Below are 22,579 nucleotides of genomic sequence, written 5' to 3' on the forward strand. Positions count from 1 at the left end.
CCGGTATCCATGTTGACCGGCCCTCCGTTCGTGCCAAATCTCCCTTCATGCTTTCAGGTTGAAACGGATGTACCGCAGCAAGACACGCAATATCGAGGTCGAGGTCGAGCCCTTCTATCTCGAGGACCGCTCAAGCCCGGCGGAAAGCCGGTTCGTGTGGGCCTACCGGGTGACGATCGCCAACAATTCCGACGAGTTCGTCAAGCTGATCTCGCGCTACTGGCGCATCACCGACGCGTCCGGGCGGACCGAGGAAGTGCGCGGACCGGGTGTCGTCGGCGAGCAGCCTGAACTCAATCCGGGAGACAGCTTTCAGTATACGTCGGGTTGCCCGTTGCGTACGCCCTCGGGCATCATGGTCGGCGCCTATACGATGAAAAACGCCGACGGCGAGACCTTCGACATCGACATTCCCGCTTTCTCGCTCGACATTCCGGGCGAGGCGCGTTCGGTCAACTGATCCTGGACCTGGCGCGAACGGGTGCAACCTTCGCCCGCCGGGGGGCGGGCAACAGCGCCGGCGTCCCCGACTGCCGGTTTTCCTCGATGATGCGGAAAGCCGCCCAGGCCGCGACGGCGAGAAACAGAAGCCTCATTTCGTGACTCTCCTATTGTGCCACATGAACCAGTGTGGAACGGATTTTGTTCCCCGCGTGTTGACGAGACAGGAAAGAGGGAGACCGGCATGGCAAGCGGAAAACCAATCACGACGGCGCCAAGGGACGGCAGCAAGATCACCGTCTATTGGACGGACAAGGACGGGCAGGAAAACGAGTCCATCGCCCAATACCGCTCGCTGGAACAGCTGAAGAATTCGGGCGGGGAATGGGATGAGAGCGACGCCGGCTGGTGGACCTTCATAGACGGCGACACCCAGCAGCGCATCGAACCGCATTCCTGGAACCCACACCCGGACGAAGAAGACGAGGAAGGGGGCGACAAACCACGCCCTATGTAGCGGGTTCGGTTTCCTCGGGGTCTTCCCCCTCGGGAAAGAGATTTCGGTCCATCAACGCCCTGCCGAAACGATAGACGATGTCGGCGGCTATCTCGTGCTTCTCGCCGATGAGACGGTTGTAGACCTTGCCGGCGGCAAAGTTCATGCGCCGGTGGGCTCCGGGATCCGCTTCGTGGATGATCTGCGCTATGCAGATAGCGATCTCACAGATCGCCTCGGCGACCTCTTCGCGCTCCTGCGCTGGTTCTGCAACACCGTCCGGCATATTGCCCATTCATGAATCCGCCCCCGCAGATTCGCGAATCCTGCCGCGCATCGGTTTAATAATGCTTAACCATGACATCGCAGACAGTGACACCTATCGCAGGACCGGCGGCTTGCAGTCGGGATTCGACCATTGCTCGCAGGGCAACGACGCCCTTTCCGGCGGGCCGGTTTCCGAAGTGTGCGAGACGAGCTGGGCCAGCCCGGCCGCGAAAGCGGCTGCAACGAGGTAGATTATCGCCAGGCGAAACAGCATCGGCCATCCGGCAGGTTGCGCCCCTCGCCACCATCCGAAGCGGCACCGATCTTCGGCGGTTTGCCGTTTACGAACGCTTACCCCTAGCTTTAACCATAACTTGGTAACGCTTATCGCGGAGTCAAATCAACCCTTGACCGAACAACTCACCGGATCGGCGTCCTCGCCCTGCATGAGATCGTAGAAATCGGCGTCGTCGCCCTTCGTCCACCAGACATATTGCGCGCCGGCATATTTCGCGCCCGAGGCGGCAATGACGTTCGACGCCACGATGGTTTCATCCGCCAGGGTCAGCACCGCCAGCGAGACGTTCTCGGCATTGACGTATTCGACCGCGATTTCCCGATCGCCACAGACATAGGTCGCGCTGGTGCGCTCGACCTCGCCCTCGCCGGGGACGTCGATGGTGATCTCCGCCGCCTGCAGCGGCAGTGCAAAAGCAAGAAAAACGGCTGTCGAGAAAATGATACGCATAGTGGACCTCCATTCCGCGCCGCGCGCCGACACGGAACGAGGCATCCCTCAATCCGTTCCGGCGAATTCGGCCGGGTCGAAACTATATTGCTTCGAACAGAACTCGCAAGAAACGCTTATCTCCTCGTCCTCGGTGCTCTCCGCGATCTCCTCGGCGGTGAAACCGTCGAGGATCGAACGGATCTTCTCGCGCGAGCAACTGCAGCGGTCCGCCACTCCGACGCCTTCGAACACGCGCACGCCGTGCTCGTGGAAGAGGCGGTAGAGCAGCCTTTCGGAGCCGACCGTCGGGTCGAGAAGCTCGTCGGGCTCGACCGTGCCCACCAGCGCCTGGACTTCCGCCCAGGCGTCGTCGGTCGGGTCCGGCGCGTCGCCATTGTCTCCGTCGCCGCCATGCAGGTCGGGAAGACGCAGGCGTTCCGGCGCGTCCGGCAGGAACTGCGCGAGCAGGCCGCCGGCACGCCAGTGCCAGCGCGATCCGCCGTCGTCACGCACCATCTGCCGCGCGACCGCCAGCCGAACCTCGGTCGGTATCTGCTCGGATTGCCGGAAATAGGTTCGAGCGGCCTCCTCCAGCGAGCTGCCGTCGAGCTGCACGATGCCCTGGTAGCGCTGCATATGCGCACCCTGGTCGATCGTCAGCGCGAGCACGCCGGCGCCGAGAAGATCGGCGGGCGAGGCCTGGCCGGCCGCGACGGCCGCTTCGAGGCGCTCCTCGTCGAAGCGCGCATAGGCGCGCAGCGAACCAGGCGTCGTGAAATCGGCGACAAGCATGTCGACCGGCCCTTCCGAACGGGTTTGCAGGATGAACTTGCCGTCGAACTTCAGCGACGTGCCGAGAAGCACGGTCAGCGCCATCGCCTCCGCGAGCAGCCGCGCCACCGGTTCGGGATAGTCGTGGCGTTCCAGGATTCCGTCGAGGATGGGCCCCAACTGCACGGCGCGGCCGCGCGCGTCGAGCGCCGCCACCTCGAAGGGCACCACATGGTCGTCGCCGGCGAAACCGAATTCGCCGAGCTTTCTTTCCGTCTCAGCCAATGGAGCAAATCCCGTCAGAGCATCCCGCGCGAACGGCAACTTGCCCTCGCGAAAAACGCGTTCAAATCAAAAACAATGCGCCAAGCCCATCAAATAGGTTTGGGCGAGCCGGGTATCAAGCGCTCAAGCACCAGGCAAGCACGGCCTTCTGCGCGTGGAGCCGGTTCTCGGCCTCGTCGAACACCACCGAATGCGGCCCGTCGATCACCTCGTCCGTGACCTCCTCGCCGCGATGCGCGGGCAGGCAGTGCATGAAGAGCGCATCGGGTTTCGCATGCTTCATGAGCGCTTCGTTCACCTGATAGGGCGCGAAGATGTTGTGGCCGCGGGCGCGATGCTCCTGGCCCATGGACACCCACGTGTCGGTGACGACGCAGTCCGCGCCGTCTACGGCGTCGCGCGCGTTCGCTATGAACTTCACGCGGCCGCCATTGGCCGCCGCCCAGTCGACATATTTCTCCTGCGGCTCGCTGCCCCCCGGGACCGCGATATTCAGCCGGAAATCGAACCGGGCCGACGCCTCGACCAGCGAATGCAGCACGTTGTTGCCGTCGCCGGTCCAGGCGAAGAGCCTGTCCTTGACCGGTCCGCGATGCTCTTCGAAGGTCATCACGTCCGCCATGATCTGGCAGGGATGCGTGTCGTCGGTCAGGCCGTTGATGACGGGGACGGAAGCGTTCTCCGTCAGTTCCACCAGCCGCTCGTGCGTCGTGGTGCGGATCATGATCGCGTCGACATAGCGCGAAAGCACCTTCGCCGTATCGGCGATGGTTTCCGAGCGGCCGAGCTGCATTTCGGTGCCGGTCAGCATGATCGTCTCGCCGCCAAGCTGGCGCATGCCGACATCGAAGGACACGCGGGTGCGTGTCGACGGCTTGTCGAAGATCATGGCGAGCACCTTGCCGGCAAGCGGCTTCTCGGTCTCGCCCGCCTTCAGCCGCGCCTTGCGGGTGCGCGCATCGTCCAGAATGGCGCGCAGATCCGCCGCCGAAACTGAGGAGAGGTCCGTGAAATGGCGAAAATCGGCTCCCATGGGTTGCTCCTTTCGCTCAGTTGCTTGTCTTGGCGGTCACCGCGCCGAGCTTGGCGGCGGCGCTGCGGATGCGGTCGATGCCGACCCGGATTTCCTCTTCGCTGACGGTCAGCGGCGGCAGCAGGCGTATGACGTTGTCGCCCGCTGGCACGACCAGGAAATGCTCGTCGCGAAGCGCGGCGTTGACCGCGGCGTTCGGCGCGCGGCATTTGAGGCCGAGCATCAGGCCGACACCGCGAACCTCCTCGAAAACGTCGGGAAACTCGTCGACGACGGAGGCAAGCCCCTGCTTGGCGAGCAGCGCCTTGTCGCGCACCGACTGCAGAAAGCCTTCCTCGAGAACGACGTCGAGAACCGCGTTGCCGACGGCCATCGCCAGCGGATTGCCGCCGAAGGTGGTGCCGTGGACACCGGCGGTCATGCCCTTCGCGGCCTCGTCGGTCGCCAGGCAGGCGCCGACCGGGAACCCCCCGCCGATGCCCTTGGCGATCGCCATGATGTCCGGCGTGACGCCCGACCATTCATGGGAAAAGAGCTTGCCGGTGCGGCCGATGCCGCTCTGGACCTCGTCGAAAATGAGAAGCAGGCCGTTCTGGTCGCAGAGCTCGCGCAGCTTCTGGAGAAAAGGCGCCGATCCCTCGCGGATGCCGCCCTCGCCCTGCACCGGCTCGATCAGGATCGCGGCGGTCTCGTCCGTTATCACCTTCCTCACGGCTTCCAAATCGCCGAACGGAACCTGGTCGAAGCCCTCGACCTTGGGGCCGAAGCCCTCGAGATATTTCGGCTGCCCGCCGGCGGCGATCGTCGCCAGCGTCCGGCCGTGGAAGGCTCCCTCGAAGGTGACGATGCGATAGCGGTCCGGCTGGCCGTTCACATAATGATAGCGGCGCGCGGTCTTGATCGCGCATTCCAGCGCCTCGGCGCCCGAATTGGTGAAGAACACCTTGTCGGCGAAGGTGTTCTCGGCCAGGCGCTCGCCGAGGCGGCTCTGGCCCGGAATCTGGTAGAGATTGGAGACGTGCCACAGCTTGCCCGCCTGTTCCGTCAGGGCGGAAACGAGGTGCGGGTGGCTGTGTCCGAGCGAGTTGACCGCAATGCCGCCGGCAAAGTCGAGATATCGCTCGCCGCTTTCCGTCACCAGCCAGCTTCCCTCTCCCCGGTCGAATGCCAGGGGCGCGCGGGCAAAGGTCTCGTAAAGCGCCGAACCGCTCATTATATGGGTCTCCGGATACTCGTTTGCCGAGCGGACAAAGCCTTTCCAGGGGCATTTTCCGCCAAGCCGCGGACGAAATCAAAAAAGCCGCCCAAAGGGCGGCGAGGAAGAACTTATATCGGGTTTTTCGGCTGGTGTGTCAATCGAAAGGTCTCGGCGAACCAGGCCTCCGCAACTCTCCCGCAGCCTCCATCGGGCCGCGGGATGGCAAGTTGGGGAAAACCGAAAAAACCGATTCGTCAAGCTGGCCGGACTCTTGTCACGGAGTCCGCCGATAAGGTAGTTTGAGGCCGGAAATAACTAGATTTCGTGCGGCGGATCTAATCACACCAGTAGATGTGGTGCCCTCCCGGCATTGCCCGGGCGGTTGTGGATTCCGATTCCCGCATGCTGCAGCAGGAGCATGTCCCGATGAACTGGACTGACGAGCGCGTTGAACTTCTCAAGAAGCTCTGGTCGGAGGGCTTGAGCGCAAGCCAGATCGCGAGCCAGCTTGGCGGGGTCAGCAGGAACGCGGTCATCGGCAAGGTGCATCGTCTCAAGCTTTCGGGACGCGGTCGTGCCTCGGCCGCTCCCTCGCGCCCGAAGAAGGCCGCCCAACCCAGCGCGCCGCGCACGGTGACCCGGACGTCGCGTCCCGTCGCCGCCTCGGTCGGCGCGACCGCGCTGCAGGTCCAGTTCGACGCCGAGCCGGTGGCACGTCACGCCCTGCGTCCGATTCAAAACGTCGTCGTCCCGATGTCGCGCAACCTGAAACTGGTCGAGCTCAGCGAGCGCACCTGCAAATGGCCGAACGGCGACCCGCTCGCCGAGGATTTCAGCTTCTGCGGCAACGATGTGGGCGAAGGCGGCCCCTACTGCGCGTACCATTCGCGCGTCGCATACCAGCCGGCGGCGGAGCGTCGCAAGGCCCGCTGACGCAGGCGTCGAGCTGCATGAAAACCAAAGGGAGCGGTCCTTGCCGCTCCCTTTTTATTTTTTCGGTAATGGAGAGGATCGCCACGCCGGTCCCGAGACGACGCCGGCGATGAAGGGCAACCCGCGTTCCGCCCCCTCAGCCTTCCACCACCACCTTGTGGCTCTTGTCTTCCTTGGGTCTTTCGATCGGCATCTGCTCGCCGGTGACGATGTAGTAGACCGTCTCGGCGATGTTGGTGGCATGGTCGCCGATGCGCTCGATGTTCTTGGCGCAGAAAAGCAGATGGGTGCATGACGAGATGTTGCGCGGATCCTCCATCATGTAGGTGAGGAGCTCGCGGAAGAGCGACGTGTACATGGCGTCGATCTCCTCGTCGCGGTCGCGCACGAAACCGATGCCGTCCACCCCGCGCGAGGCGTAGACGTCCAGCACCTGCTTCAACTGCGTGAGCGCGAGGTTCGACAAAGCCTCCAGCCCGCGGAAGAAGCGGATGGGCTGGCGCGCGTCCACCACCGCCACGACGCGCTTGGCGATGTTCTTGCCGAGATCGCCGACCCGCTCCAGATCGGCGGAGATGCGGATGGTGCCCACGATCTCGCGCAGGTCGTCGGCCATGGGCTGGCGCTTGGCGATGAGCACGATGGCGCGGTCGTCGATCCAGCGCTGGCCCTCGTCGAGCACGACGTCGTCGGCGATGACCTTCTGGGCGAGATCGACATCGGAATTGATCAAAGCGGCGACGGCCTGCTCGACCATGCGCTCGGCATGTCCGCCCATGGCGGCGATGCGGTTGCCCAGCATCGCAAGTTCTCCGTCATATGCTCGAACGATGTGATGCGACTGCATCATGATCCGCCTCAGTATCCTCAACCCGCGATTCGCGACCTTCCAACCTTTCTAGGCCAGGCTGATGACAATAAAAAGAAACCCGGCTTCATTCGCGTCAAGGCGCGGCCCGCGCCTCAGCGCAAAGGCAGATAGACGGTGAAGGCCGCGCCCTTGCCGACCTCCGATTTGATCGTGAGACGTCCGTCGTGGCGCGTCAATATATGCTTGACGATGGCCAGCCCCAGCCCGGTGCCCTTCTGCGAGCGGCTGGTCTCCACATCGACGCGGTAGAAGCGCTCGGTAACGCGGGGAATGTGCTCCTCGGCAATGCCGGGGCCGAAATCGCGCACCGTGACGGCTGCCTCCGGTCGGGGACCGACCATCGTTTCCTCGATGGCGACCTCCACCCGCTTGCCGGACTGTCCGTATTTGCAGGCGTTTTCCAGAAGGTTCTCGAAGACCTGGATGAGCTCGTCGCGGTTGCCGGAGACCTCCACGGCATGGTCGGGAAACGTCTTGTCGAAGACGAGCCCGGATTCCTTGGCAAGCGGATTGAGCGAGTCCGCCACCGAGCCCACCAGTTGCACGAGGTCCACCCTGCCGGCCGATTTGACGTGCGGGCGCATTTCGAGACGCGACAGCGACAGAAGGTCGTCGATCAGCCGCGCCATCCGCTCGGTCTGGGTCTGCATGATCTGGAGGAAGTTCTCGCGCGCCTTCTCGTCGTTCCTGGCCGGGCCGCGCAAGGTCTCGATGAAGCCCGAGATCGACGCCAGCGGGGTTCTCAGCTCATGGCTGGCATTGGCGATGAAGTCGGCCCGCATGCGGTCGATGCGCCGGCTCTCGCTCTGGTCCTTGAAGAGCACGGCGAACAGGCCGGTGTTCTCGCCGACGGGCATGGCCGCGACCCGGTAGACCCGCTCGATGGGAACCTTCTCCGCATAGTCGACGACGGCGGCGGGCTTGCCTTCCCGCACATCCAGGAAAAGCTGCTGGATTTCGGGGGCGCGGAACTTGAGCTGCATCAGCGAGCCGGTGGGCAGCGGCTCGAATGCCGAGAGCGCGGCCTGGTTGGCGTGAACGGTCGAGCCGTTGCGGTCGAAGATGATCAGCGGATCGGGCACGGCGGCGGCGAGATCGAGCGCGCTCATGCCGGCCATGTCGCCCGCATGGGAGATGGCCGCGCTCGTTTCCTCGTCTCGACGAAAGGCGCGGCGCGGAGCCAGCACCGCGACGATGACGACGAAGAACATGGCGAGGACGGAGTGCCAGAGCCTGCCGCCGGCAAGCACGCCCACGGCCAGGATCGCGGCCGCGGCGGCCATCAGCGGCCAGCGTGCCGAATAAAGCCGCGCACGCGCCAGCGCCGCCATGCGGCGCCCCGTTTTCGCGCGCGTCGCATCTACCATCCGCAAACTCCCGCCATCCGTCACCAAAAGGGAATCAACTTGCCGCTGGACCGCGTCGAGGCCACCCAATAGCATGGATTCGGGGGAAGACAGCCAGGAATGTCGCCATGCCGAGAGACGATGCAGCACCATCGAAGGAGAGGACCAAGCCGATCGCCATCAGGATCGACGGCAAGAAGCGTTCCTTCGACATCGACGACCCGAAACTGCCGGACTGGATCGCCAAACGCCAGTTGAAAGCCGGCGGCTACCCCTATGACGAAAAGCTGCCGTCCAAGGACTACAAGGAGACGCTGGAAGGCCTGCAGGTGGAGCTGGTGAAGCTGCTCGCCTGGATGCAGGCGAGAGGCGAGCGCGCGATGGTGCTTTTCGAGGGCCGCGACGCGGCCGGCAAGGGCGGCACGATCGCGGTCCTGCGCGAATACATGAACCCGCGCGTCGCCCGCAACGTGGCGCTGCCCAAACCCACCGAGACCGAGCGCGGGCAATGGTATTTCCAGCGCTATGTCACGCATTTCCCGACCGCCGGCGAGTTCGTGACCTTCGACCGCTCCTGGTACAATCGCGCGGGCGTCGAGCCGGTCATGGGCTTCTGCACGCCCGAGCAGCACGAGAAATTCCTCGCCGAAACGCCGAGCTTCGAAAAGCTGATCGTCGACGAAGGCATCCGCTTCTTCAAGATATGGCTCAATATCGGCCAGGAAACGCAGCTCAAACGCTTCCACGACCGTCGCCACGATCCGCTCAAATCGTGGAAGTTCTCGCCGATCGACATTGCCGGCGTGCAGAAGTGGGAGGATTACACGAAGGCGCGCGACCTCATGTTCGAGAGGACCCATACCGAGCACGCGCCCTGGACGGTCGTGCGCTCGAACGACAAGCGGCGGGCGCGGCTCGCGGTCATCCGCCGCATCCTGCTTTCGATCGACTATGCGGGGCGGGACACGAAGGCGATCGGCGAGGAAGACCCGAACATCATCGGCGATCCACAGGCGATATTCTGACGACGCTACGGACGTCGCCTGCTGACATGCGGCGTCTTGTTCCAGTGATGCGGGCGGCGCCAGATCTCCCACAGCGAGCGCCAGGCGGCGACCGACAGCATGAGCCAATAGACAGGCGTGAAGACGACCGCCCGGCGAAGACCACTTCTCTCGCCGGAAGCGAGCGTCTGCGCGCCCAGCGCCAGGAAGGCTCCATAGCCGAAGGCGATGTTGGCGAGATCGACGAAGAAGATGATCGAATTCGACAGGCTTACCGTGCCGGTGACCGCGAGCTTGCCGATGGTCCACAAGATGGTGACGACGAAGAAGGGGTGCACCAGCGCCGAGATCAGCAGGCCCAGGAAGAGTATCTGCGAGACGATGAAGGTACCCGTCCCGACCTGCCTCGCAAGGACGACCGGGCTGCGCATATGGACGAGCCAGGTCTGCAGCCAGCCCTTGAACCACCGGGTGCGCTGCGGCAACCAGGTGGCGAAATCCCTCGGCCCGTCCTCCAGCGTCGGATGGGCGATCGTCTTCGTGCGGTAGCCGAAACGGGCAAGCCGCAGGCCGAGATCGGCATCCTCCGTCACATTGTAGGGGTCCCAGCCGCCGATATCATCGAGAGCCGCGCGACGGAAGTGGTTCGAGGTACCGCCGAGCGGAAGCATCAGCCCCTGCCCCGCAAGCCATGGCAGAAGGCCGCGAAACAGCCCCGCATATTCGAAGGCGAAGAGGCGCGGCGTGAGACCGTCCTGGAAATTGGCGACCACCAGCGGCGCCTGCACGCAGGCGAGGTCGTCGCCGCCGGAGCGGAAGCTCTGCCACGCCTCCCTCAGTTGAAGCGGGTGCGGCCTGTCCTCGGCGTCGAAGAGGGCGACGATCTCGCCCGAGCAGAACGGCAGCGCGTAGGCCAGGGCCTTCGGCTTCGTCCTCGGTTCGCATGGCGGAACCTCGATGATCTCGATCGAGGGATGGAGCCCGTGGGCGCGCAGCGCTTCGAGCGTTTCCGCGTCGTCCGCCTCGCAGACCAGCTTGATCTCCAGCTTGCTTCGCGGCCATGACAGCCGCCCCAGCGCCACGAGAAGCTGCGGCACCATCTCCGCCTCGCGGCGAAGGGCGACGAGCACCGAATAGCGCGGCATGTCCGCCGGATCGTCCTCGGCGAGCGCCGGCAAGCGCAACGGTGCCGCCACCGTCAGCGCGAGTACCCGCAGCACGACGCAGCACGCAAAGAACAGCGTCGCGGCGAGATGAAGCGTCACCAGCGTCTTGTTCGTGTCGAGCAGCAGTCCCAGCGGAACGGCGACGAGAAGCGCGCCGACGACAAGCCCCTGCCAGGCATTGCCGACGATCCTCGCGGAGAGCCGGGGATCGCGCGTGAAAAGCCCGTGCACGGCATCGCGCCGCAAGTTTTCCCTGCTTCTTTCGGCGATCGCTCGGCGAAGGACGTCATGTGGAACGATGCGGATGCGCGCGGCAGTTTCCGGATTTGCCGCCAGCCGCCGCAGCCAGTCGAGATCGTCGCCGTCGGGAACCACCAGCAGAGCCGTCTCGCCGCGTTCCTCGATCCTCGCAATCAGCCGGCCGCGCGGCCGCTTCAGCGCCGCAAGGCGGTGGTTCTCCCGCATGAGCAGCCTGTCGGGATCGACGCGCGCGACAAAGCGCAGGCCGAATTCGGCCGCGACCGCGCTTGCGAAGCCGGTCGGCTCGATCGCTCCGGCGGCAAGCAGCTCGGCCTGCAACGAAGTGGCGTTGCGGCTTGCCAGGAACGCCGCCCTGAGCGCGGCCGATCGCCCGACGGCAAGTCTGTCGAGGATGTTCCACCAATCGCGCGAGATCACGGAGGAGAATTCCGTCCGCGAGACGGAGTGCAAATCGTGCGCGTGCCGCTCTCCGGCGAAATCCCGGAAGCCGGAATGAAACGCCGGCTCCGTCTCCTGTCCCCACAGGACGGCCATGCCCCCTCCACCCAAAGCGGCGTTCCTGCCCCGATGCGAGGCGGCGCCGTCTGTCGTTCCCCAAGCTTTTTCAGGTAAGCGCGCCCGGAGGAAATTTGCAATATGGTTGTTCGTGTCGTGGATCAGGCTCCGCTTTCCCGTTCAGCTCTGTCGGATTTTTCGTCGCCTGCCGCCCGCGTTGACATCGCCCGCGCTTGCTGGGAGAGATGCGGGCGTCCCCCAAGGCTTCCGGATCGTCCATGGCTCGCAAGTTTCTTCCCGCCCTTTCGGCCATAATGCTTACGGCAGCGGCCGTGCTCGCAGGGTCGATCGCCGCGTGGGCGCAGGAACCCACGATCCCGAATTTCTGGGACGAGAAGGAGCGGATGGCGAAGCCGGACCTGTCGCAGGTGGCCCGGGTCCGCTTCCTCACCACCATCGACTTCCCGCCCTTCAACTATATCGATGCCAGCGGCCGCCTGGCCGGCTTCCATGTCGAACTCGCGCGGGCGATCTGCGCGGAGCTCGGCATCGTCGCGCGCTGTCAGATCCAGGGCCTGCCCTGGGAGGAACTCGAGGAGGCGATCGAGCGCGGTGATGGCGAAGCCCTGATCACCGGCACCGCGATCACCGCCGAAAACCGCGAAAAATACGCCTTCACCCGGCCGTATCTCGGATTTCCCGCGCGTTTCGTGGCGCAGAAGGCGGCCGATGATTTCCGCGAGCCGATGAACGCGGCGGTCGTCGGCAAGAAGATCGGCGTGCTTTCCGGCTCGTCGCACGAGGCCATGCTGCGCGCCTATTTCCCCGGCGCGGTCGTGACCGCCATCGAGGAGAGCGAACAGCTCTATGAGGCGCTTCGGGAACGGAAGGTCGACGGTGCCTTCGGCGACGGCATGCGCATGTCGTTCTGGCTGCAGGGATCGGAATCGCGTGATTGCTGCCGTTTCGTCGGCGGCCCCTACATCGCGCCGGAATTCCTCGGATACGGCATGGCCATCGCGACCAGGCTCGACAATCGAGAACTCGCCGAGGCCTTCGACTACGCGCTGCGCGAGATCGGCGTGAAGGGCAAGTTCGCCGAACTCTATCTCAAATACTTCCCCGTAAGCTTCTACTGATCCCCCGGCAGGTCCCACCGGCGGCCGGCCCTTCCCCTGAAGGGCAGCATCAGCGCCCAGACCAGGCGCGACGGTTCGGCTCCGCGATATTCGTGGAGGCCGATCTCCATGCCGTCATGGCCGCGCGCGGGCTGCGCGACATAGGTGCCGAAGATCCTGTCCCAGAAGGGGAAGTTGAAGCCGTAGTTGGAATCGGTCTCGCGCCTGATGCTTGAATGATGCACCCGGTGCATGTCGGGCGTGACCAGGAACCGCCTGACGACGCGATCGAGCTTGAGCGGGAGCCGCACGTTGGAATGATTGAACATCGAGGTGCCGTTGAGCACGATCTCGAAGATCAGCACCGCCAGCACCGGCGGGCCGAGCGCGATCACCACCGCTGCCTTCCAGAACATCGACAGCAATATTTCGAGCGGGTGGAAGCGCAAGCCGGTCGTCACGTCGAAGCCGGTGTCGGCGTGATGCATGCGGTGGATGCGCCAGAGCAGGCCGATCTTGTGGCTTGCGACATGTTCCAGCCAGACGGCGAAATCGAGAATGACGAAGGCGGCGACGCCGGCAAGCACCGGGTCGATGCCCGCCAGGCGCAGGATGCCCCAGCCATTGGCCTGCGCCCAAACGGCGGCGCCCACGGCGGCCGCGGGAAAGACGACGCGCAGCACGAGCGACGAGATCACCACCATCGACAGGTTGGTGAACCATCGCCGCGACTTCAGCGCGCCCGCCATCTCGTCGCGCTCGAGCCGCGGCGACCAGAGCTCGAAAGCCGCCATCGCGCCGAAAATCGCCAGGAAGGCGACGGCGCGCACTGCTGCTTCCGAAAGATTCAGCGCATCGATCATTCAGCCATGCTGAGCCTTTACCGGAAAAGGATCAACGTGGAATGACGCCGCCGCTCAGGCGATCGTACGGTGGCGGATGCTCGCCGCGCGTTCGATCGCGGCGACGGCGAGCGGATCCAGCGCGAAGCGGTTCTTCATGATGTCCAGCAGCCGCGTTTCCTCCACGCCGACCGCGAGGTCGACGGCCGCCACGTCGACCGCCAGAGCGTAGGCGGTCTCGCGGATATATTCGGGCAGCGCCTCCCTGATGATCGACAGCAGCCCATCGAGCCCGGCCTCCTCCTGGAGAAGCTTCTGGCATTGCTGCGCCACTTCCAGGGTTCGCGCCTGATCAAACCCCTCGAAGACCGGAAGCGTGCGGATGATCGCGCCGATGCGCGCCAGTTCGGAATCGCGCATGTTCCGATCCGACGCCGATATGATGACCATCAGATAGACCAGCGCTTCCTGCGGTGTCGGCTTCGTCATGCCCGTTCTCCATTCGCCTTGTTGTGACCGGATGAAGGTAGGAACGCGAAACCGCCCCCGCAACGAAAAACATGGGCCGCGATTGACGCATCTGATGGACGCGCATAGACGTTCGGCGCGGCCTCGCGGCCGCAAATGACGGACAGGACGCAACAAGATGACCCACACGCGATCGAACTCGCTGATAATCACGCCCGAAATTCTCGAAGCCGCGCGCGCAAGCAAAGCCTGGCCGTTCGAGGAAGCGCGGAAAATCATCGATCGCTACAAGGGGCGCGACTGGCCGGAAACCGTCCTCTTCGAGACCGGCTACGGGCCTTCCGGACTGCCGCATATCGGCACGTTCGGCGAGGTGGCGCGCACGACCATGGTGCGCCATGCCTTTCGCATCCTGACCGAGGACGCCGTTCCGACCAAGCTCATCTGCTTTTCGGACGACATGGACGGGATGCGCAAGATTCCCGAAAACGTTCCGGCCCGCGCCGCGCTGGAGCCCTATCTGCACATGCCGCTCACCGTGGTGCCGAACCCGTTCGGCGGCGACTACGAGAGCTTCGGGCATCACAACAATGCAATGCTGCGGCGCTTCCTCGACGCGTTCAAGTTCGACTACGAATTCGCCAGCGCGAGCGAGTACTACAAGTCCGGCCGTTTCGACGCGATCCTGAAGCGCGTGGCCGAGCGCTACGACGCCATCATGGCGATCATGCTGCCGACGCTCGGACCGGAGCGCCGCGCGACCTATTCGCCCTTCCTGCCGATCTCGCCGAAGACCGGGCGCGTGCTCTACGTGCCGATGAAGAAGGTCGATGCGGAGGCCGGCACCATCACCTTCGACGACGAGGACGGCGAGGAGACGACACTGCCTGTCACCGGCGGCAAGGTGAAGCTGCAATGGAAGCCGGATTTCGGCGCGCGCTGGGCGGCGCTGGGCATCGATTTCGAGATGTTCGGCAAGGACCATGGGCCGAACATGGGCGTCTATGACCGCATCTGCGAGGCGCTTGACGGCCGCGCGCCCGAGCATTTCGTCTACGAGCTCTTCCTCGACGAGAAGGGCGAGAAGATCTCCAAGTCCAAGGGCAACGGCCTGACGATCGACGAATGGCTGACCTACGCGCCGACCGAAAGCCTCGCGCTGTACATGTTCCAGAAGCCGCGCACGGCAAAGAAGCTCTATTTCGACGTCATTCCGCGCGCCGTGGACGAATACTACCAGCTCCTGGCGGCCTATCCGCGCCAGGAGTGGAAGGAACGGCTGGGCAATCCGGTATGGCACATCCATGACGGCAATCCGCCGGCGATCGTGCTGCCGGTCAGCTTCGCGCTGCTGCTCAACCTGGTCTCGGCCTCCAACGCGCACGACAAGGGCGTGCTCTGGGGCTTCATCTCGCGCCATGCGCCGGGCGTGACGCCGCAGACGCATCCCGAGCTCGACCGGCTCGTCGGCTTCGCGCTCCGCTACTTCGACGATTTCGTGAAGCCGACCAAGGTGTTCCGCGCGCCGGACGAGGTAGAGGCCGCGGCTCTCCAGGCGCTCTCCGACAGGCTCGGCACGCTGCCGGCCGACGCCGACGGCGAGGCGATCCAGAACGCGGCGCTGGACGTGGCGCGCGGCGTCGAGCGCTACCAGGATCATTCCAAGAAGAGCCCCGAAGGGGGACCCGGCGTGTCGGTCGCCTTCTTCCAGATGATCTACCAGGTCCTGATCGGACAGGAGCGCGGGCCGCGCTTCGGCTCGTTCGCGGCGCTCTACGGCATCGCCGAAACCCGCGCGCTGGTCGGAAAGGCCCTGAAAGGCGAGCTAGTCGCCTGATTGCCGGGAAGTGATCGGCGCCGGTCCGAACAGGCCGAGCCGCGCCTTGCGCGCGACCTCTTCCGCCTCGACGTAGGATCCGTTCGGCTCGGCGCGCACCCAGCCATGGCTGACGAGCCATTCGGCGGCGTCCTCCTTGCCGAGCGTGCAGCCGGTCACGTGCTCGGCCTGGCCGGGCACGGGCGGCACGACGCAGTTGAGGGCGCGCCCGCGCAGCCAGTTGCGGAACGCCGTCCGCGCATGAATGCCGCACGGCCAGGACAACCCTTCGGGGGTGGTGCAATTCTCCCCGACATCGGTGGGTTGCACGCCTTCCAGCCGAACGCTGTAGCCCTGGGCCTCGAAGCGGCCGGCGCCGGCGGTCGTCGGGCGATAGAGGATCGTTTCCTTCGGCGGACCTTCCGACAGCGACCGTGCCCGGCCCAACGGCCCGAGCGGATCGCGCGGGTCGACGCGCTCCAGTCCTCCCTCGCCGACGGGCGGTGCGGCCACGACATCCGGAACGACCGGCCGAATGCGGCGGCTGACTTCCGGCAAGGGCGGCGGAGGCGGCACCGGCCTTTCCACGATCCTGGCCGCCGTGGCGGCCTCGGAAGCCTTCTGCGCGGCGAGATCGACGGCGAGGATATGATCCCTCGCAAAAACGCCGGTCAGCGTGGCGGCGGCGAGGCCGGTGAGCGCGACGGCTATGCCCGCTTTACGCATGAGGCCTTACTGGCTCGCCCAGACGATGCGGGCAAGCCACTCGACTTCCGACACGAGGATGCTGCGGTCCGAATGCTCGGGATTGAGCGAAACGAGCTCGATGAGGCTCGTCGTGCGCCGCGCGAGGATTTTCGCCATCACCTCGCCGGCATTGGTCTTCAAGACGACGCGGTCGCCCCTGCGGATGGCGGCGTCGGGCTCCACGATGAGGACGTCGCCGTCGCGATAGAGCGGCAGCATGGAGTCACCCTGAACCTGCAGCGCATAGGCGCCGTCGCCGGCGCCGGCCGGCAGCTCGACGAGTTCCCAGCCCTGCCCGGCCGGAAAACCCGCATCGTCGAAATAGCCGCCCGCGCCGGCCTGGGCAAAGCCGATCAAGGGCACGGTGGTGCGCCTCGCGGAAACCGCCTGCGCCGACTTGCCTTCGATGAGCACCAGCAATTCGTGCAGCGACGCGCCGGTCGCCTCCATGACCTTCGCCAGCGATTCGGTCGAAGGCCACCGCGGCCTGCCGTCGGACGAAAGCCGCTTGGATTTGTTGAAGGCGGTCGAGTCCAGCCCGGCCCGCTTGGCAAGGCCCGACGCCGAGAGGGAGTAACGCTCCGCGAGACCGTCGATCGCGGCCCAGACCTGATCATGCGAGAGCATGACGAGCTCCCTTGCGAAAACAGGAAAAAATACCTTTATCGACTAGTTAGCCGTCCCTCGGAGGCCTGTCCAGAGCAAAAGTACGGTCCCTAAGCTTCTCCGCCATCACGGTCACGCGAACGTCAGCCGCGGAAGGGTCCCCTTCCGGTTTCCAGCGCATGCGCCAGATAGTCCAGCCGGTCCTGCCCCCAGAACGGCTCGCCGTTCAGCACATAGACCGGTGCGCCGATCGCGTCGGCGGCGACGGCGTCGTCTGTGTTGCGCTGGTATATCGCGGCGACCTCCCCGCCTTCGGCGGCGGCCAGCACCACTTCGCCATCATGTCCCTCGGCTGCAAGATAAGCGGCGAGCTGCGCGCGGTCGGACACGTTCTCGTCGCCGACCCACACGCCGCGATGGACCCGCCAAATGAAGCCCGTCGGGTCCTTGCCGCTTTCGATCAGGGCAATGATCGCGCGGTCCGCGAGCGAGGAGTCGACCGGGAAATATTTCGGCTCGACATTGAGCGGAAGGCCGCGAATGTCGGCGACGCGCTGAAGCTCGATCCGGCGATAGCGCTTGCGCGTGTCGGATCGCTGGCTCAGCGGAACCGAGCCCGACTTCTCCCAGACGCCCATGAGCTTCATCGGCTTATAGCGGATCGTCGCGCCGTGCTTCACCGCAAGGGCATGAAAGGCCTCGTGCCCGAGATAGGCGAAAGGCGAAACGCATACGAAGTAGTAGTCGATTTCGATCTCGGGCAAGCGTGGCTCCTGAATGGCTCAATGATTGATGAAGTCCGTCGAATCGATATCGCGCGACGAATGAAGAATTCTTACGATCTCAAGCCGTTCCTCATAGGAGCGATAGTAGATCACGTAGGGAGGTACGGTCATTTTCCGCATCCCCGAAAAGCCGATCCAGCTTGCTGCCGGCCCGATGAACGCTTTCTCCGCAAGCAGCGAGATCGTTCTTGTGAATCGCTCCAGCATGCGTATCGCAGCGTGTTCGTCGTCGGCTGAGATGTAGTCCAGAATATCCCGGAGATCGTGTGCGCCAGCGGCGCGAATACGACCTCAAGCGCCATATCGCGCTTTCAATCCCGAAAGGACCGCCTCGCCGCGAATGCCCTTGTCCGCATCGAGCTCGGCGACACCTGCCGAGAGGTCATCACGAAGCGCGAGAAGCTTATGAACCGAATGCAGCAACTCGTCTCCAAGTTTCTCCTGGAGCTCGGTCGGCAGTTTTTCCGCTTCGGCTATAGCGCGTTCAAGCTTGGTCATCGGCTGCACCTCATCACCGCACGATAGCGCAATGCCGGATTTGCGCAAGGAACTAGCCTTCGCCCTTCGCCAGCTTCCTGAGGCCCGCATGCGACGCCATGAAGATGCGCTCCTCCTCGCTCGGCGGGCGCGGCTCGATGCGTTGCCCGAGTTCGGCGACGAGGTCGTCGATCGGCACGAAGCGGCGGTTGCGGAAATCGTAGATGCCCGCGGTCGTCATGACCAGCGCCGCCGTCTCGCCATCCTCGAAAACGAAGCGGTGACGGCCGATGACCTGCGTGCCCTCCCAGGTCTCGACGGTGGAAACCACGTCGAACTTGCGCCACAGCCTGATCTCTCGGACATAGACGGATTGCAGTCCGCCCATCATCGGCGCCCAGCCCCGGCCGCGGGCAAGCTTGATCAGGCCGGCGCGCATGAAGATATCGATGCGGCCGACATCCGCGAGCATCATGTAGCGCGCATTGTTCAGGTGGAAGTTGGAATCGATGTCGGTCGGCAGGCAGCGGAAGGTCAGCCTGCTCTCATCTCCCATGCGGTAGACGCCGCGCGATTTCGCGGTCAGCGCCATTCTGGCGAGACGGGCCCAGACGTACATGAGATGCTCCATTCCCCGTTCACGGGGAGAAGGTGGCCCGAAGGGCCGGATGAGAGGCAGAGCCTATCTGGCCGGACGAAGTACCGCCCCTCACCTGCCTGCCGACCGGCCCTTCGCTTTCGCTCCGGGCGTTCGTCGCTCGAAAAGCCAAATCGTTGGCTTTTCGTCCGCTGCGCGGATCACTCCTCACCCCCGCGAGCGGGGAGAGGAACGCCGCACCCTACGCCGCCTTCTTCATCTTCGGATACGGGTTGAAGCGGTCGTAGAAGGTCTCGCCCTTCTCCGCCATGTCGAGGAGCAGCTTCGGCGCCTTGAACTGCGCCCCGTATTTCTTCTGAAGATCCTTGGCGAGCCTGACGAACTTCTTGGCGCCGATCCCGTCGATGTAGGACAGCGCACCGCCCGTATAGGGCGCGAAGCCGAAGGCGAGGATGGAACCGACATCCGCCTCGCGCGGGTCGGTGACGATGCCTTCCTCCATGACGCGGGCGGCCTCGAGCGCGATGGTGAAGAGGAAACGGCGCTTCAGCTCCTCGACGTCGACCTTGTCGGGATCCTGCTGCGGATAGAGGTCCTTCAGCTCCGGCCACAGATGTTTCTTGGCCGGCTTTGCCGGATAGTCGTAGAAGCCCTTGCCGTTCTTGCGGCCATGACGCCCATGGGTGTCGACCATGGTGTTGATCAGCGCGAACTGATCCTTGTCGACCGCCTTCTCGCCGAGGTCGCGGATCGTCTGCTTCATGATCTTCTGGGCGAGGTCTATCGCCGTCTCGTCGGTGAGGGCCAGCGGTCCGACCGGCATGCCGGCCATCTTCGCCGCATTCTCGATCATCGCCGGCGGCACGCCCTCGATGAGCATCTGGAAGGCTTCCGACATGTAGCGCAGCACGCAGCGATTAACGTAGAAGCCACGGGTGTCGTTGACGACGATCGGCGTCTTCTTAATCGCGCGCACATAGTCGATGGCGACCGCCAGCGCCTTGTCCTCGGTCTTCTTGCCGAGGATGATCTCGACCAGCATCATCCTGTCGACCGGCGAGAAGAAGTGGATGCCGATGAAGTTCTTCGGCCGCGCCGAGTTCTTCGCCAGCGAGGTGATCGGAATCGTCGAGGTGTTGGAAGCGAAGACGGCGTCCTTGGCGATGACGGCTTCGGTCTTCTCGGTCGCGCCCTTCTTGACCTCGGAATCCTCGAACACGGCCTCGATCACGAGGTCGCAGCCGTCGAGGTCCTCGTAGTCCACCGTCGGCGTGATGAGCGAAAGGAGCTGCTCCTTCTCCGCCTCGGTTGCGCGGCCCTTCTTGATTGCGCCGTCCACCAGGCCAGCCGAGTGCGCCTTGCCCTTTTCGGCGGAGGGCATGTCGCGGTCGAGAAGCACGACCGGAATGCCGGCCTTCGCCGTCACATAGGCGATGCCGGCGCCCATGAATCCAGCGCCGAGCACGCCGATCTTCTTGAACTTCGTGTCGGGAACGCCCTGCGGCCGGCGCGCGCCCTTGTTCAGCTCCTGCAGCGAGACGAAGAGCGAGCGGATCATCATGCGCGCCTCGGTGGTGCGCAGGATCTCGGTGAAATAGCGCTGCTCGATCCGCAGCGCGGTATCGAACGGAACCAGCAGACCCTCATACGCGCATTTCAGGATCGCGGCCGCGCCCGGATAATTGCCGGAGGTCTCGCGGCGCAGGATGGCGATCGCCGGCGGCCAGAGGTTCGCGCCAGCCGCCGAATAGACCGGCCCGCCGGGCAGCTTGAAGCCCTTCTCGTCCCAGGGCTGGACCGGCTTCAGCCCGTCCTTGATCATCTTCTTCGCCGTCTCGATCAGCTTGTCGGGAGCGGCGATCTCGTGGATCAGGTTCATGCCCTTCGCCTTCTTCGGCGACAGGTTCTGGCCCGAGGTCAGCATCTGGAGCGCCGATTGCGGATCGGCGAGACGGGGCACGCGCTGGGTGCCGCCGGCACCGGGGAAGATGCCGACCTTCACCTCGGGAAGCGCCATCTTGACCGCATCGCTGTCGGCCGCGACGCGACCGTGGCAGGCGAGCGACATCTCGAAGGCGCCGCCCATGCAGGTGCCGTTTATCGCCGATACCCAAGGCTTGCCGGAGGTTTCCAGCTTGCGGAAGAGGTGGCTCATGCGACCGGCATTGTCGAACAGGAGCTGGATCGCCTTCTGCTCGTCCTTCGCCTGCTCGTCGGCGAAGAGCTTGAGCATCTTCTGCAGCATGGTGAGGTCGGCGCCGCCGGAGAAGGTCTCCTTGCCGGAGGTGATGACCGCGCCCTTGACCTTCTCGGTCGAGGCGACATGGTCGACGATCCTGTCGAGCTCGTCCATCACCTCCTCGGTAAAGACGTTCATCGACTTGTCGGGCATGTCCCAGGTGACGAGCGCGATGCCGTCGGAATCGGTTTCGACGGTGAAGTTCTTGTAGTCAGCCATTTTTCTCTCCTCCGGCCCGATCAAACCCGCTCGATGATCGTCGCGGTGCCCATGCCGGCGCCGATGCACAGCGTCACCAGCGCGGTGTTCAGGTCGCGACGCTCCAGCTCGTCCAGCACCGTGCCGAAGATCATCGCGCCGGTGGCACCCAGCGGGTGGCCCATGGCGATGGCGCCGCCATTGACGTTGATCTTGTCGTGCGGAATGTCGAAGGCCTGCATGTAGCGCAGCACCACGGACGCGAACGCCTCGTTGAGCTCGAACAGGTCGATGTCGGAAAGCGTCATCTTCGCCTTCTTCAGAAGCTTTTCCGTCACGTCGACCGGGCCGGTCAGCATGATCGCCGGCTCGGAGCCGATATTGGTGAAGGCGCGGATGCGCGCGCGCGGCTTCAGGCCCATCGCCTTGCCGGCCTTCCTGGAGCCGAGCAGAACGGCGGCCGCGCCGTCGACGATGCCGGAGGAATTGCCGGCATGGTGGACGTGATCGACGGCCTCGACCTCCGGATGGCGCTGGATGGCGACGGCGTCGAAGCCGCCCATCTCGCCCGGCATGACGAAGGACGGGTTGAGCGAGGCGAGCGACTGCATGTCGGTCGAGGGCCGCATGTGCTCGTCATGATCGAGGATCGTCAGGCCGTTCTGGTCCTTGATCGGGATCACCGAGTTCTTGAACCAGCCCTTTTCCCAGGCCTTCGCGGCGCGCTTCTGGCTCTCCACCGCATAGGCGTCGACGTCGTCGCGCGAGAACCCGTATTTGGTCGCGATCAGATCGGCCGAAACCCCCTGCGGCACGAAATAGCCCGGCAGGCCCACCGAAGGGTCCATGAACCACGCGCCGCCCGACATGCCCATGCCGACGCGGCTCATGCTTTCCACCCCGCCGGCGATCACGATGTCGTCGGAGCCGCCGGCGATCTTGGCGGCGCCGAGATTGATGGCGTCGAGGCCGGAAGCGCAGAAGCGCGAGATCTGGATGCCCGGCGCCTCGGTGGCGTAGCCGGCCTCGAAGGTCGCCGCGCGCGGAATGACCGAGCCGGCCTCGCCGACCGGATCGACGCAGCCGAAGATGATGTCGTCGACCTGGCTTGTGTCGAGACCGTTGCGGTCGCGGACCGCTTCCAGCGTCTTCGCGGCGAGGCGCACGGCCGGCACCTCGTGCAGCGAACCGTCCTTCTTGCCGCGGCCGCGGGGCGTGCGCACGGCGTCATAGACATAAGCGTCAGACATTCGTTTCTCCCTGTTTTTGCGAACCGGAGCGAAATCCGGATCAATTGGTACGAAGCTTCTTTCCACCTGCGTCTGAACGGCTGGCGGCCCGCCGCAGTTGCGTTCCGCTCTCCATGGGGAGACGGTCATCGGAGCAGA

General features: G+C 64.6%; 26 protein-coding genes. 6 read left to right on the forward strand and 20 right to left on the reverse strand.

The features are described from left to right. The first annotated feature begins 67 nt into the window (after positions 1-67). On the forward strand, positions 68-460 hold the full coding sequence (apaG, locus tag XW59_RS24680; RefSeq protein WP_047148525.1) for a Co2+/Mg2+ efflux protein ApaG: 393 nt from the start codon (positions 68-70) through the stop codon (positions 458-460). Here apaG and XW59_RS29430 read toward each other — a convergent pair. Next, the gene (locus XW59_RS29430) at positions 453-596 is read right to left on the reverse strand and encodes a hypothetical protein (RefSeq protein ID WP_170990213.1); all 144 of its coding nucleotides are present in this window, start codon (positions 594-596) and stop codon (positions 453-455) included. The genes apaG and XW59_RS29430 overlap by 8 nt on opposite strands. A gap of 89 nt (positions 597-685) precedes the next feature. On the opposite strand from XW59_RS29430, the gene XW59_RS24685 reads away from it, so the two are divergent. Further along, the gene (locus XW59_RS24685; RefSeq protein WP_047148524.1) at positions 686-958 is read left to right on the forward strand and encodes a hypothetical protein; all 273 of its coding nucleotides are present in this window, start codon (positions 686-688) and stop codon (positions 956-958) included. Here the strand turns inward: XW59_RS24685 and XW59_RS24690 are convergent. The 6 genes from XW59_RS24690 to XW59_RS24710 form a co-directional block, all read right to left on the reverse strand. Beyond that, the gene (locus XW59_RS24690; protein WP_047148523.1) at positions 951-1,232 is read right to left on the reverse strand and encodes a hypothetical protein; all 282 of its coding nucleotides are present in this window, start codon (positions 1,230-1,232) and stop codon (positions 951-953) included. The two genes, XW59_RS24685 and XW59_RS24690, sit on opposite strands and share 8 nt — an antisense overlap. Positions 1,233-1,316: 84 nt before the next feature. Beyond that, positions 1,317-1,478 (reverse strand): hypothetical protein, encoded by a 162-nt coding sequence (locus XW59_RS29435; protein ID WP_170990214.1) that lies wholly within the window; start codon positions 1,476-1,478, stop codon positions 1,317-1,319. A gap of 126 nt (positions 1,479-1,604) precedes the next feature. After that, positions 1,605-1,952, reverse strand: coding sequence for an MliC family protein (locus XW59_RS24695; protein WP_047148617.1), 348 nt, complete (start codon positions 1,950-1,952; stop codon positions 1,605-1,607). 48 nt (positions 1,953-2,000) lie between these two features. Then, positions 2,001-2,990 carry an Hsp33 family molecular chaperone gene (locus XW59_RS24700; protein ID WP_082137808.1) on the reverse strand — a complete coding sequence of 330 codons (990 nt, stop codon included), beginning with the start codon at positions 2,988-2,990 and terminating at the stop codon, positions 2,001-2,003. Positions 2,991-3,105: 115 nt separating this feature from the next. Beyond that, positions 3,106-4,023, reverse strand: a complete 918-nt coding sequence (argF, locus tag XW59_RS24705) for an ornithine carbamoyltransferase (protein ID WP_047148522.1) — start codon at positions 4,021-4,023, stop codon at positions 3,106-3,108. 16 nt (positions 4,024-4,039) lie between these two features. Continuing rightward, a complete protein-coding gene (locus XW59_RS24710; RefSeq protein ID WP_047148521.1) occupies positions 4,040-5,236 on the reverse strand; it encodes an aspartate aminotransferase family protein in 1,197 nt (398 codons plus the stop codon). Positions 5,237-5,647: 411 nt separating this feature from the next. Here XW59_RS24710 and XW59_RS24715 point away from each other — a divergent pair, with 411 nt between their 5' ends. Next, the gene (locus tag XW59_RS24715) at positions 5,648-6,154 is read left to right on the forward strand and encodes a GcrA family cell cycle regulator (protein WP_047148615.1); all 507 of its coding nucleotides are present in this window, start codon (positions 5,648-5,650) and stop codon (positions 6,152-6,154) included. A gap of 136 nt (positions 6,155-6,290) precedes the next feature. Here the strand turns inward: XW59_RS24715 and phoU are convergent, their stop codons facing one another. Continuing rightward, complete coding sequence (phoU, locus tag XW59_RS24720) at positions 6,291-7,001, reverse strand: phosphate signaling complex protein PhoU (protein WP_047148614.1); 711 nt, start codon at positions 6,999-7,001, stop codon at positions 6,291-6,293. 116 nt (positions 7,002-7,117) lie between these two features. Further along, the gene (locus XW59_RS24725; protein WP_047148520.1) at positions 7,118-8,392 is read right to left on the reverse strand and encodes an ATP-binding protein; all 1,275 of its coding nucleotides are present in this window, start codon (positions 8,390-8,392) and stop codon (positions 7,118-7,120) included. A 107-nt stretch (positions 8,393-8,499) separates the two neighbouring features. On the opposite strand from XW59_RS24725, the gene ppk2 reads away from it, so the two are divergent. Continuing rightward, complete coding sequence (gene ppk2 / locus XW59_RS24730) at positions 8,500-9,396, forward strand: polyphosphate kinase 2 (RefSeq protein WP_047148519.1); 897 nt, start codon at positions 8,500-8,502, stop codon at positions 9,394-9,396. Between the two features lie 5 nt (positions 9,397-9,401). Here ppk2 and XW59_RS24735 read toward each other — a convergent pair whose 3' ends face one another. Next, entirely contained in the window at positions 9,402-11,336 is a 1,935-nt protein-coding gene (locus tag XW59_RS24735; RefSeq protein WP_052958509.1) for a glycosyltransferase, read from the reverse strand. A gap of 239 nt (positions 11,337-11,575) precedes the next feature. Between XW59_RS24735 and XW59_RS24740 the strand changes: the two genes are divergently transcribed. Further along, positions 11,576-12,436 carry a transporter substrate-binding domain-containing protein gene (locus XW59_RS24740; RefSeq protein ID WP_047148518.1) on the forward strand — a complete coding sequence of 287 codons (861 nt, stop codon included), beginning with the start codon at positions 11,576-11,578 and terminating at the stop codon, positions 12,434-12,436. Here XW59_RS24740 and XW59_RS24745 read toward each other — a convergent pair. Further along, positions 12,430-13,278, reverse strand: a complete 849-nt coding sequence (locus XW59_RS24745; protein ID WP_047148517.1) for a sterol desaturase family protein — start codon at positions 13,276-13,278, stop codon at positions 12,430-12,432. The two genes, XW59_RS24740 and XW59_RS24745, sit on opposite strands and share 7 nt — an antisense overlap. A gap of 54 nt (positions 13,279-13,332) precedes the next feature. Then, positions 13,333-13,746 (reverse strand): tellurite resistance TerB family protein, encoded by a 414-nt coding sequence (locus XW59_RS24750; protein ID WP_047148516.1) that lies wholly within the window; start codon positions 13,744-13,746, stop codon positions 13,333-13,335. A 157-nt stretch (positions 13,747-13,903) separates the two neighbouring features. On the opposite strand from XW59_RS24750, the gene XW59_RS24755 reads away from it, so the two are divergent. Then, on the forward strand, positions 13,904-15,562 hold the full coding sequence (locus XW59_RS24755) for a lysine--tRNA ligase (RefSeq protein WP_047148515.1): 1,659 nt from the start codon (positions 13,904-13,906) through the stop codon (positions 15,560-15,562). Here the strand turns inward: XW59_RS24755 and XW59_RS24760 are convergent. The 8 genes from XW59_RS24760 to XW59_RS24800 form a co-directional block, all read right to left on the reverse strand. Continuing rightward, positions 15,551-16,267 (reverse strand): thermonuclease family protein, encoded by a 717-nt coding sequence (locus XW59_RS24760; RefSeq protein ID WP_052958508.1) that lies wholly within the window; start codon positions 16,265-16,267, stop codon positions 15,551-15,553. The genes XW59_RS24755 and XW59_RS24760 overlap by 12 nt on opposite strands. Positions 16,268-16,273: 6 nt before the next feature. Next, positions 16,274-16,915 (reverse strand): helix-turn-helix transcriptional regulator, encoded by a 642-nt coding sequence (locus tag XW59_RS24765; RefSeq protein ID WP_047148514.1) that lies wholly within the window; start codon positions 16,913-16,915, stop codon positions 16,274-16,276. Positions 16,916-17,037: 122 nt separating this feature from the next. Continuing rightward, positions 17,038-17,658, reverse strand: a complete 621-nt coding sequence (locus tag XW59_RS24770; protein WP_082137807.1) for a 2-hydroxychromene-2-carboxylate isomerase — start codon at positions 17,656-17,658, stop codon at positions 17,038-17,040. Between the two features lie 18 nt (positions 17,659-17,676). Then, positions 17,677-17,964, reverse strand: a complete 288-nt coding sequence (locus tag XW59_RS24775) for a type II toxin-antitoxin system RelE/ParE family toxin (protein WP_082137806.1) — start codon at positions 17,962-17,964, stop codon at positions 17,677-17,679. A gap of 6 nt (positions 17,965-17,970) precedes the next feature. Next, positions 17,971-18,225, reverse strand: a complete 255-nt coding sequence (locus XW59_RS24780) for a hypothetical protein (RefSeq protein WP_136068486.1) — start codon at positions 18,223-18,225, stop codon at positions 17,971-17,973. A gap of 4 nt (positions 18,226-18,229) precedes the next feature. Beyond that, on the reverse strand, positions 18,230-18,775 hold the full coding sequence (locus tag XW59_RS24785; RefSeq protein WP_047148610.1) for a thioesterase family protein: 546 nt from the start codon (positions 18,773-18,775) through the stop codon (positions 18,230-18,232). Between the two features lie 220 nt (positions 18,776-18,995). Beyond that, positions 18,996-21,212 (reverse strand): 3-hydroxyacyl-CoA dehydrogenase NAD-binding domain-containing protein, encoded by a 2,217-nt coding sequence (locus XW59_RS24795; RefSeq protein WP_047148511.1) that lies wholly within the window; start codon positions 21,210-21,212, stop codon positions 18,996-18,998. A gap of 20 nt (positions 21,213-21,232) precedes the next feature. Further along, the gene (locus tag XW59_RS24800) at positions 21,233-22,441 is read right to left on the reverse strand and encodes an acetyl-CoA C-acetyltransferase (RefSeq protein WP_047148510.1); all 1,209 of its coding nucleotides are present in this window, start codon (positions 22,439-22,441) and stop codon (positions 21,233-21,235) included. Positions 22,442-22,579 lie beyond the last annotated feature (138 nt).

Source organism: Aquamicrobium sp. LC103, assembly GCF_001014615.2.
Lineage (GTDB): Bacteria > Pseudomonadota > Alphaproteobacteria > Rhizobiales > Rhizobiaceae > LBCQ02.

Excerpts from the sequence above, each read along its gene's own strand:
- XW59_RS24740 (WP_047148518.1), top strand. The coding sequence starts at position 11,576 with ATGGCTCGCAAGTTTCTTCCCGCCCTTTCGGCCATAATGCTTACGGCA.
- phoU (WP_047148614.1), bottom strand. The coding sequence starts at position 7,001 with ATGCAGTCGCATCACATCGTTCGAGCATATGACGGAGAACTTGCGATG.
- XW59_RS29435 (WP_170990214.1), bottom strand. The coding sequence starts at position 1,478 with ATGCTGTTTCGCCTGGCGATAATCTACCTCGTTGCAGCCGCTTTCGCG.
- XW59_RS24800 (WP_047148510.1), bottom strand. The coding sequence starts at position 22,441 with ATGTCTGACGCTTATGTCTATGACGCCGTGCGCACGCCCCGCGGCCGC.
- XW59_RS24710 (WP_047148521.1), bottom strand. The coding sequence starts at position 5,236 with ATGAGCGGTTCGGCGCTTTACGAGACCTTTGCCCGCGCGCCCCTGGCA.
- XW59_RS24685 (WP_047148524.1), top strand. The coding sequence starts at position 686 with ATGGCAAGCGGAAAACCAATCACGACGGCGCCAAGGGACGGCAGCAAG.
- XW59_RS24785 (WP_047148610.1), bottom strand. The coding sequence starts at position 18,775 with ATGTACGTCTGGGCCCGTCTCGCCAGAATGGCGCTGACCGCGAAATCG.
- XW59_RS29430 (WP_170990213.1), bottom strand. The coding sequence starts at position 596 with ATGAGGCTTCTGTTTCTCGCCGTCGCGGCCTGGGCGGCTTTCCGCATC.
- XW59_RS24760 (WP_052958508.1), bottom strand. The coding sequence starts at position 16,267 with ATGCGTAAAGCGGGCATAGCCGTCGCGCTCACCGGCCTCGCCGCCGCC.
- XW59_RS24725 (WP_047148520.1), bottom strand. The coding sequence starts at position 8,392 with ATGGTAGATGCGACGCGCGCGAAAACGGGGCGCCGCATGGCGGCGCTG.
- XW59_RS24745 (WP_047148517.1), bottom strand. The coding sequence starts at position 13,278 with ATGATCGATGCGCTGAATCTTTCGGAAGCAGCAGTGCGCGCCGTCGCC.
- XW59_RS24690 (WP_047148523.1), bottom strand. The coding sequence starts at position 1,232 with ATGGGCAATATGCCGGACGGTGTTGCAGAACCAGCGCAGGAGCGCGAA.
- XW59_RS24795 (WP_047148511.1), bottom strand. The coding sequence starts at position 21,212 with ATGGCTGACTACAAGAACTTCACCGTCGAAACCGATTCCGACGGCATC.
- XW59_RS24755 (WP_047148515.1), top strand. The coding sequence starts at position 13,904 with ATGACCCACACGCGATCGAACTCGCTGATAATCACGCCCGAAATTCTC.
- XW59_RS24750 (WP_047148516.1), bottom strand. The coding sequence starts at position 13,746 with ATGACGAAGCCGACACCGCAGGAAGCGCTGGTCTATCTGATGGTCATC.
- apaG (WP_047148525.1), top strand. The coding sequence starts at position 68 with ATGTACCGCAGCAAGACACGCAATATCGAGGTCGAGGTCGAGCCCTTC.
- XW59_RS24735 (WP_052958509.1), bottom strand. The coding sequence starts at position 11,336 with ATGGCCGTCCTGTGGGGACAGGAGACGGAGCCGGCGTTTCATTCCGGC.
- argF (WP_047148522.1), bottom strand. The coding sequence starts at position 4,023 with ATGGGAGCCGATTTTCGCCATTTCACGGACCTCTCCTCAGTTTCGGCG.
- XW59_RS24765 (WP_047148514.1), bottom strand. The coding sequence starts at position 16,915 with ATGCTCTCGCATGATCAGGTCTGGGCCGCGATCGACGGTCTCGCGGAG.
- ppk2 (WP_047148519.1), top strand. The coding sequence starts at position 8,500 with ATGCCGAGAGACGATGCAGCACCATCGAAGGAGAGGACCAAGCCGATC.
- XW59_RS24715 (WP_047148615.1), top strand. The coding sequence starts at position 5,648 with ATGAACTGGACTGACGAGCGCGTTGAACTTCTCAAGAAGCTCTGGTCG.
- XW59_RS24695 (WP_047148617.1), bottom strand. The coding sequence starts at position 1,952 with ATGCGTATCATTTTCTCGACAGCCGTTTTTCTTGCTTTTGCACTGCCG.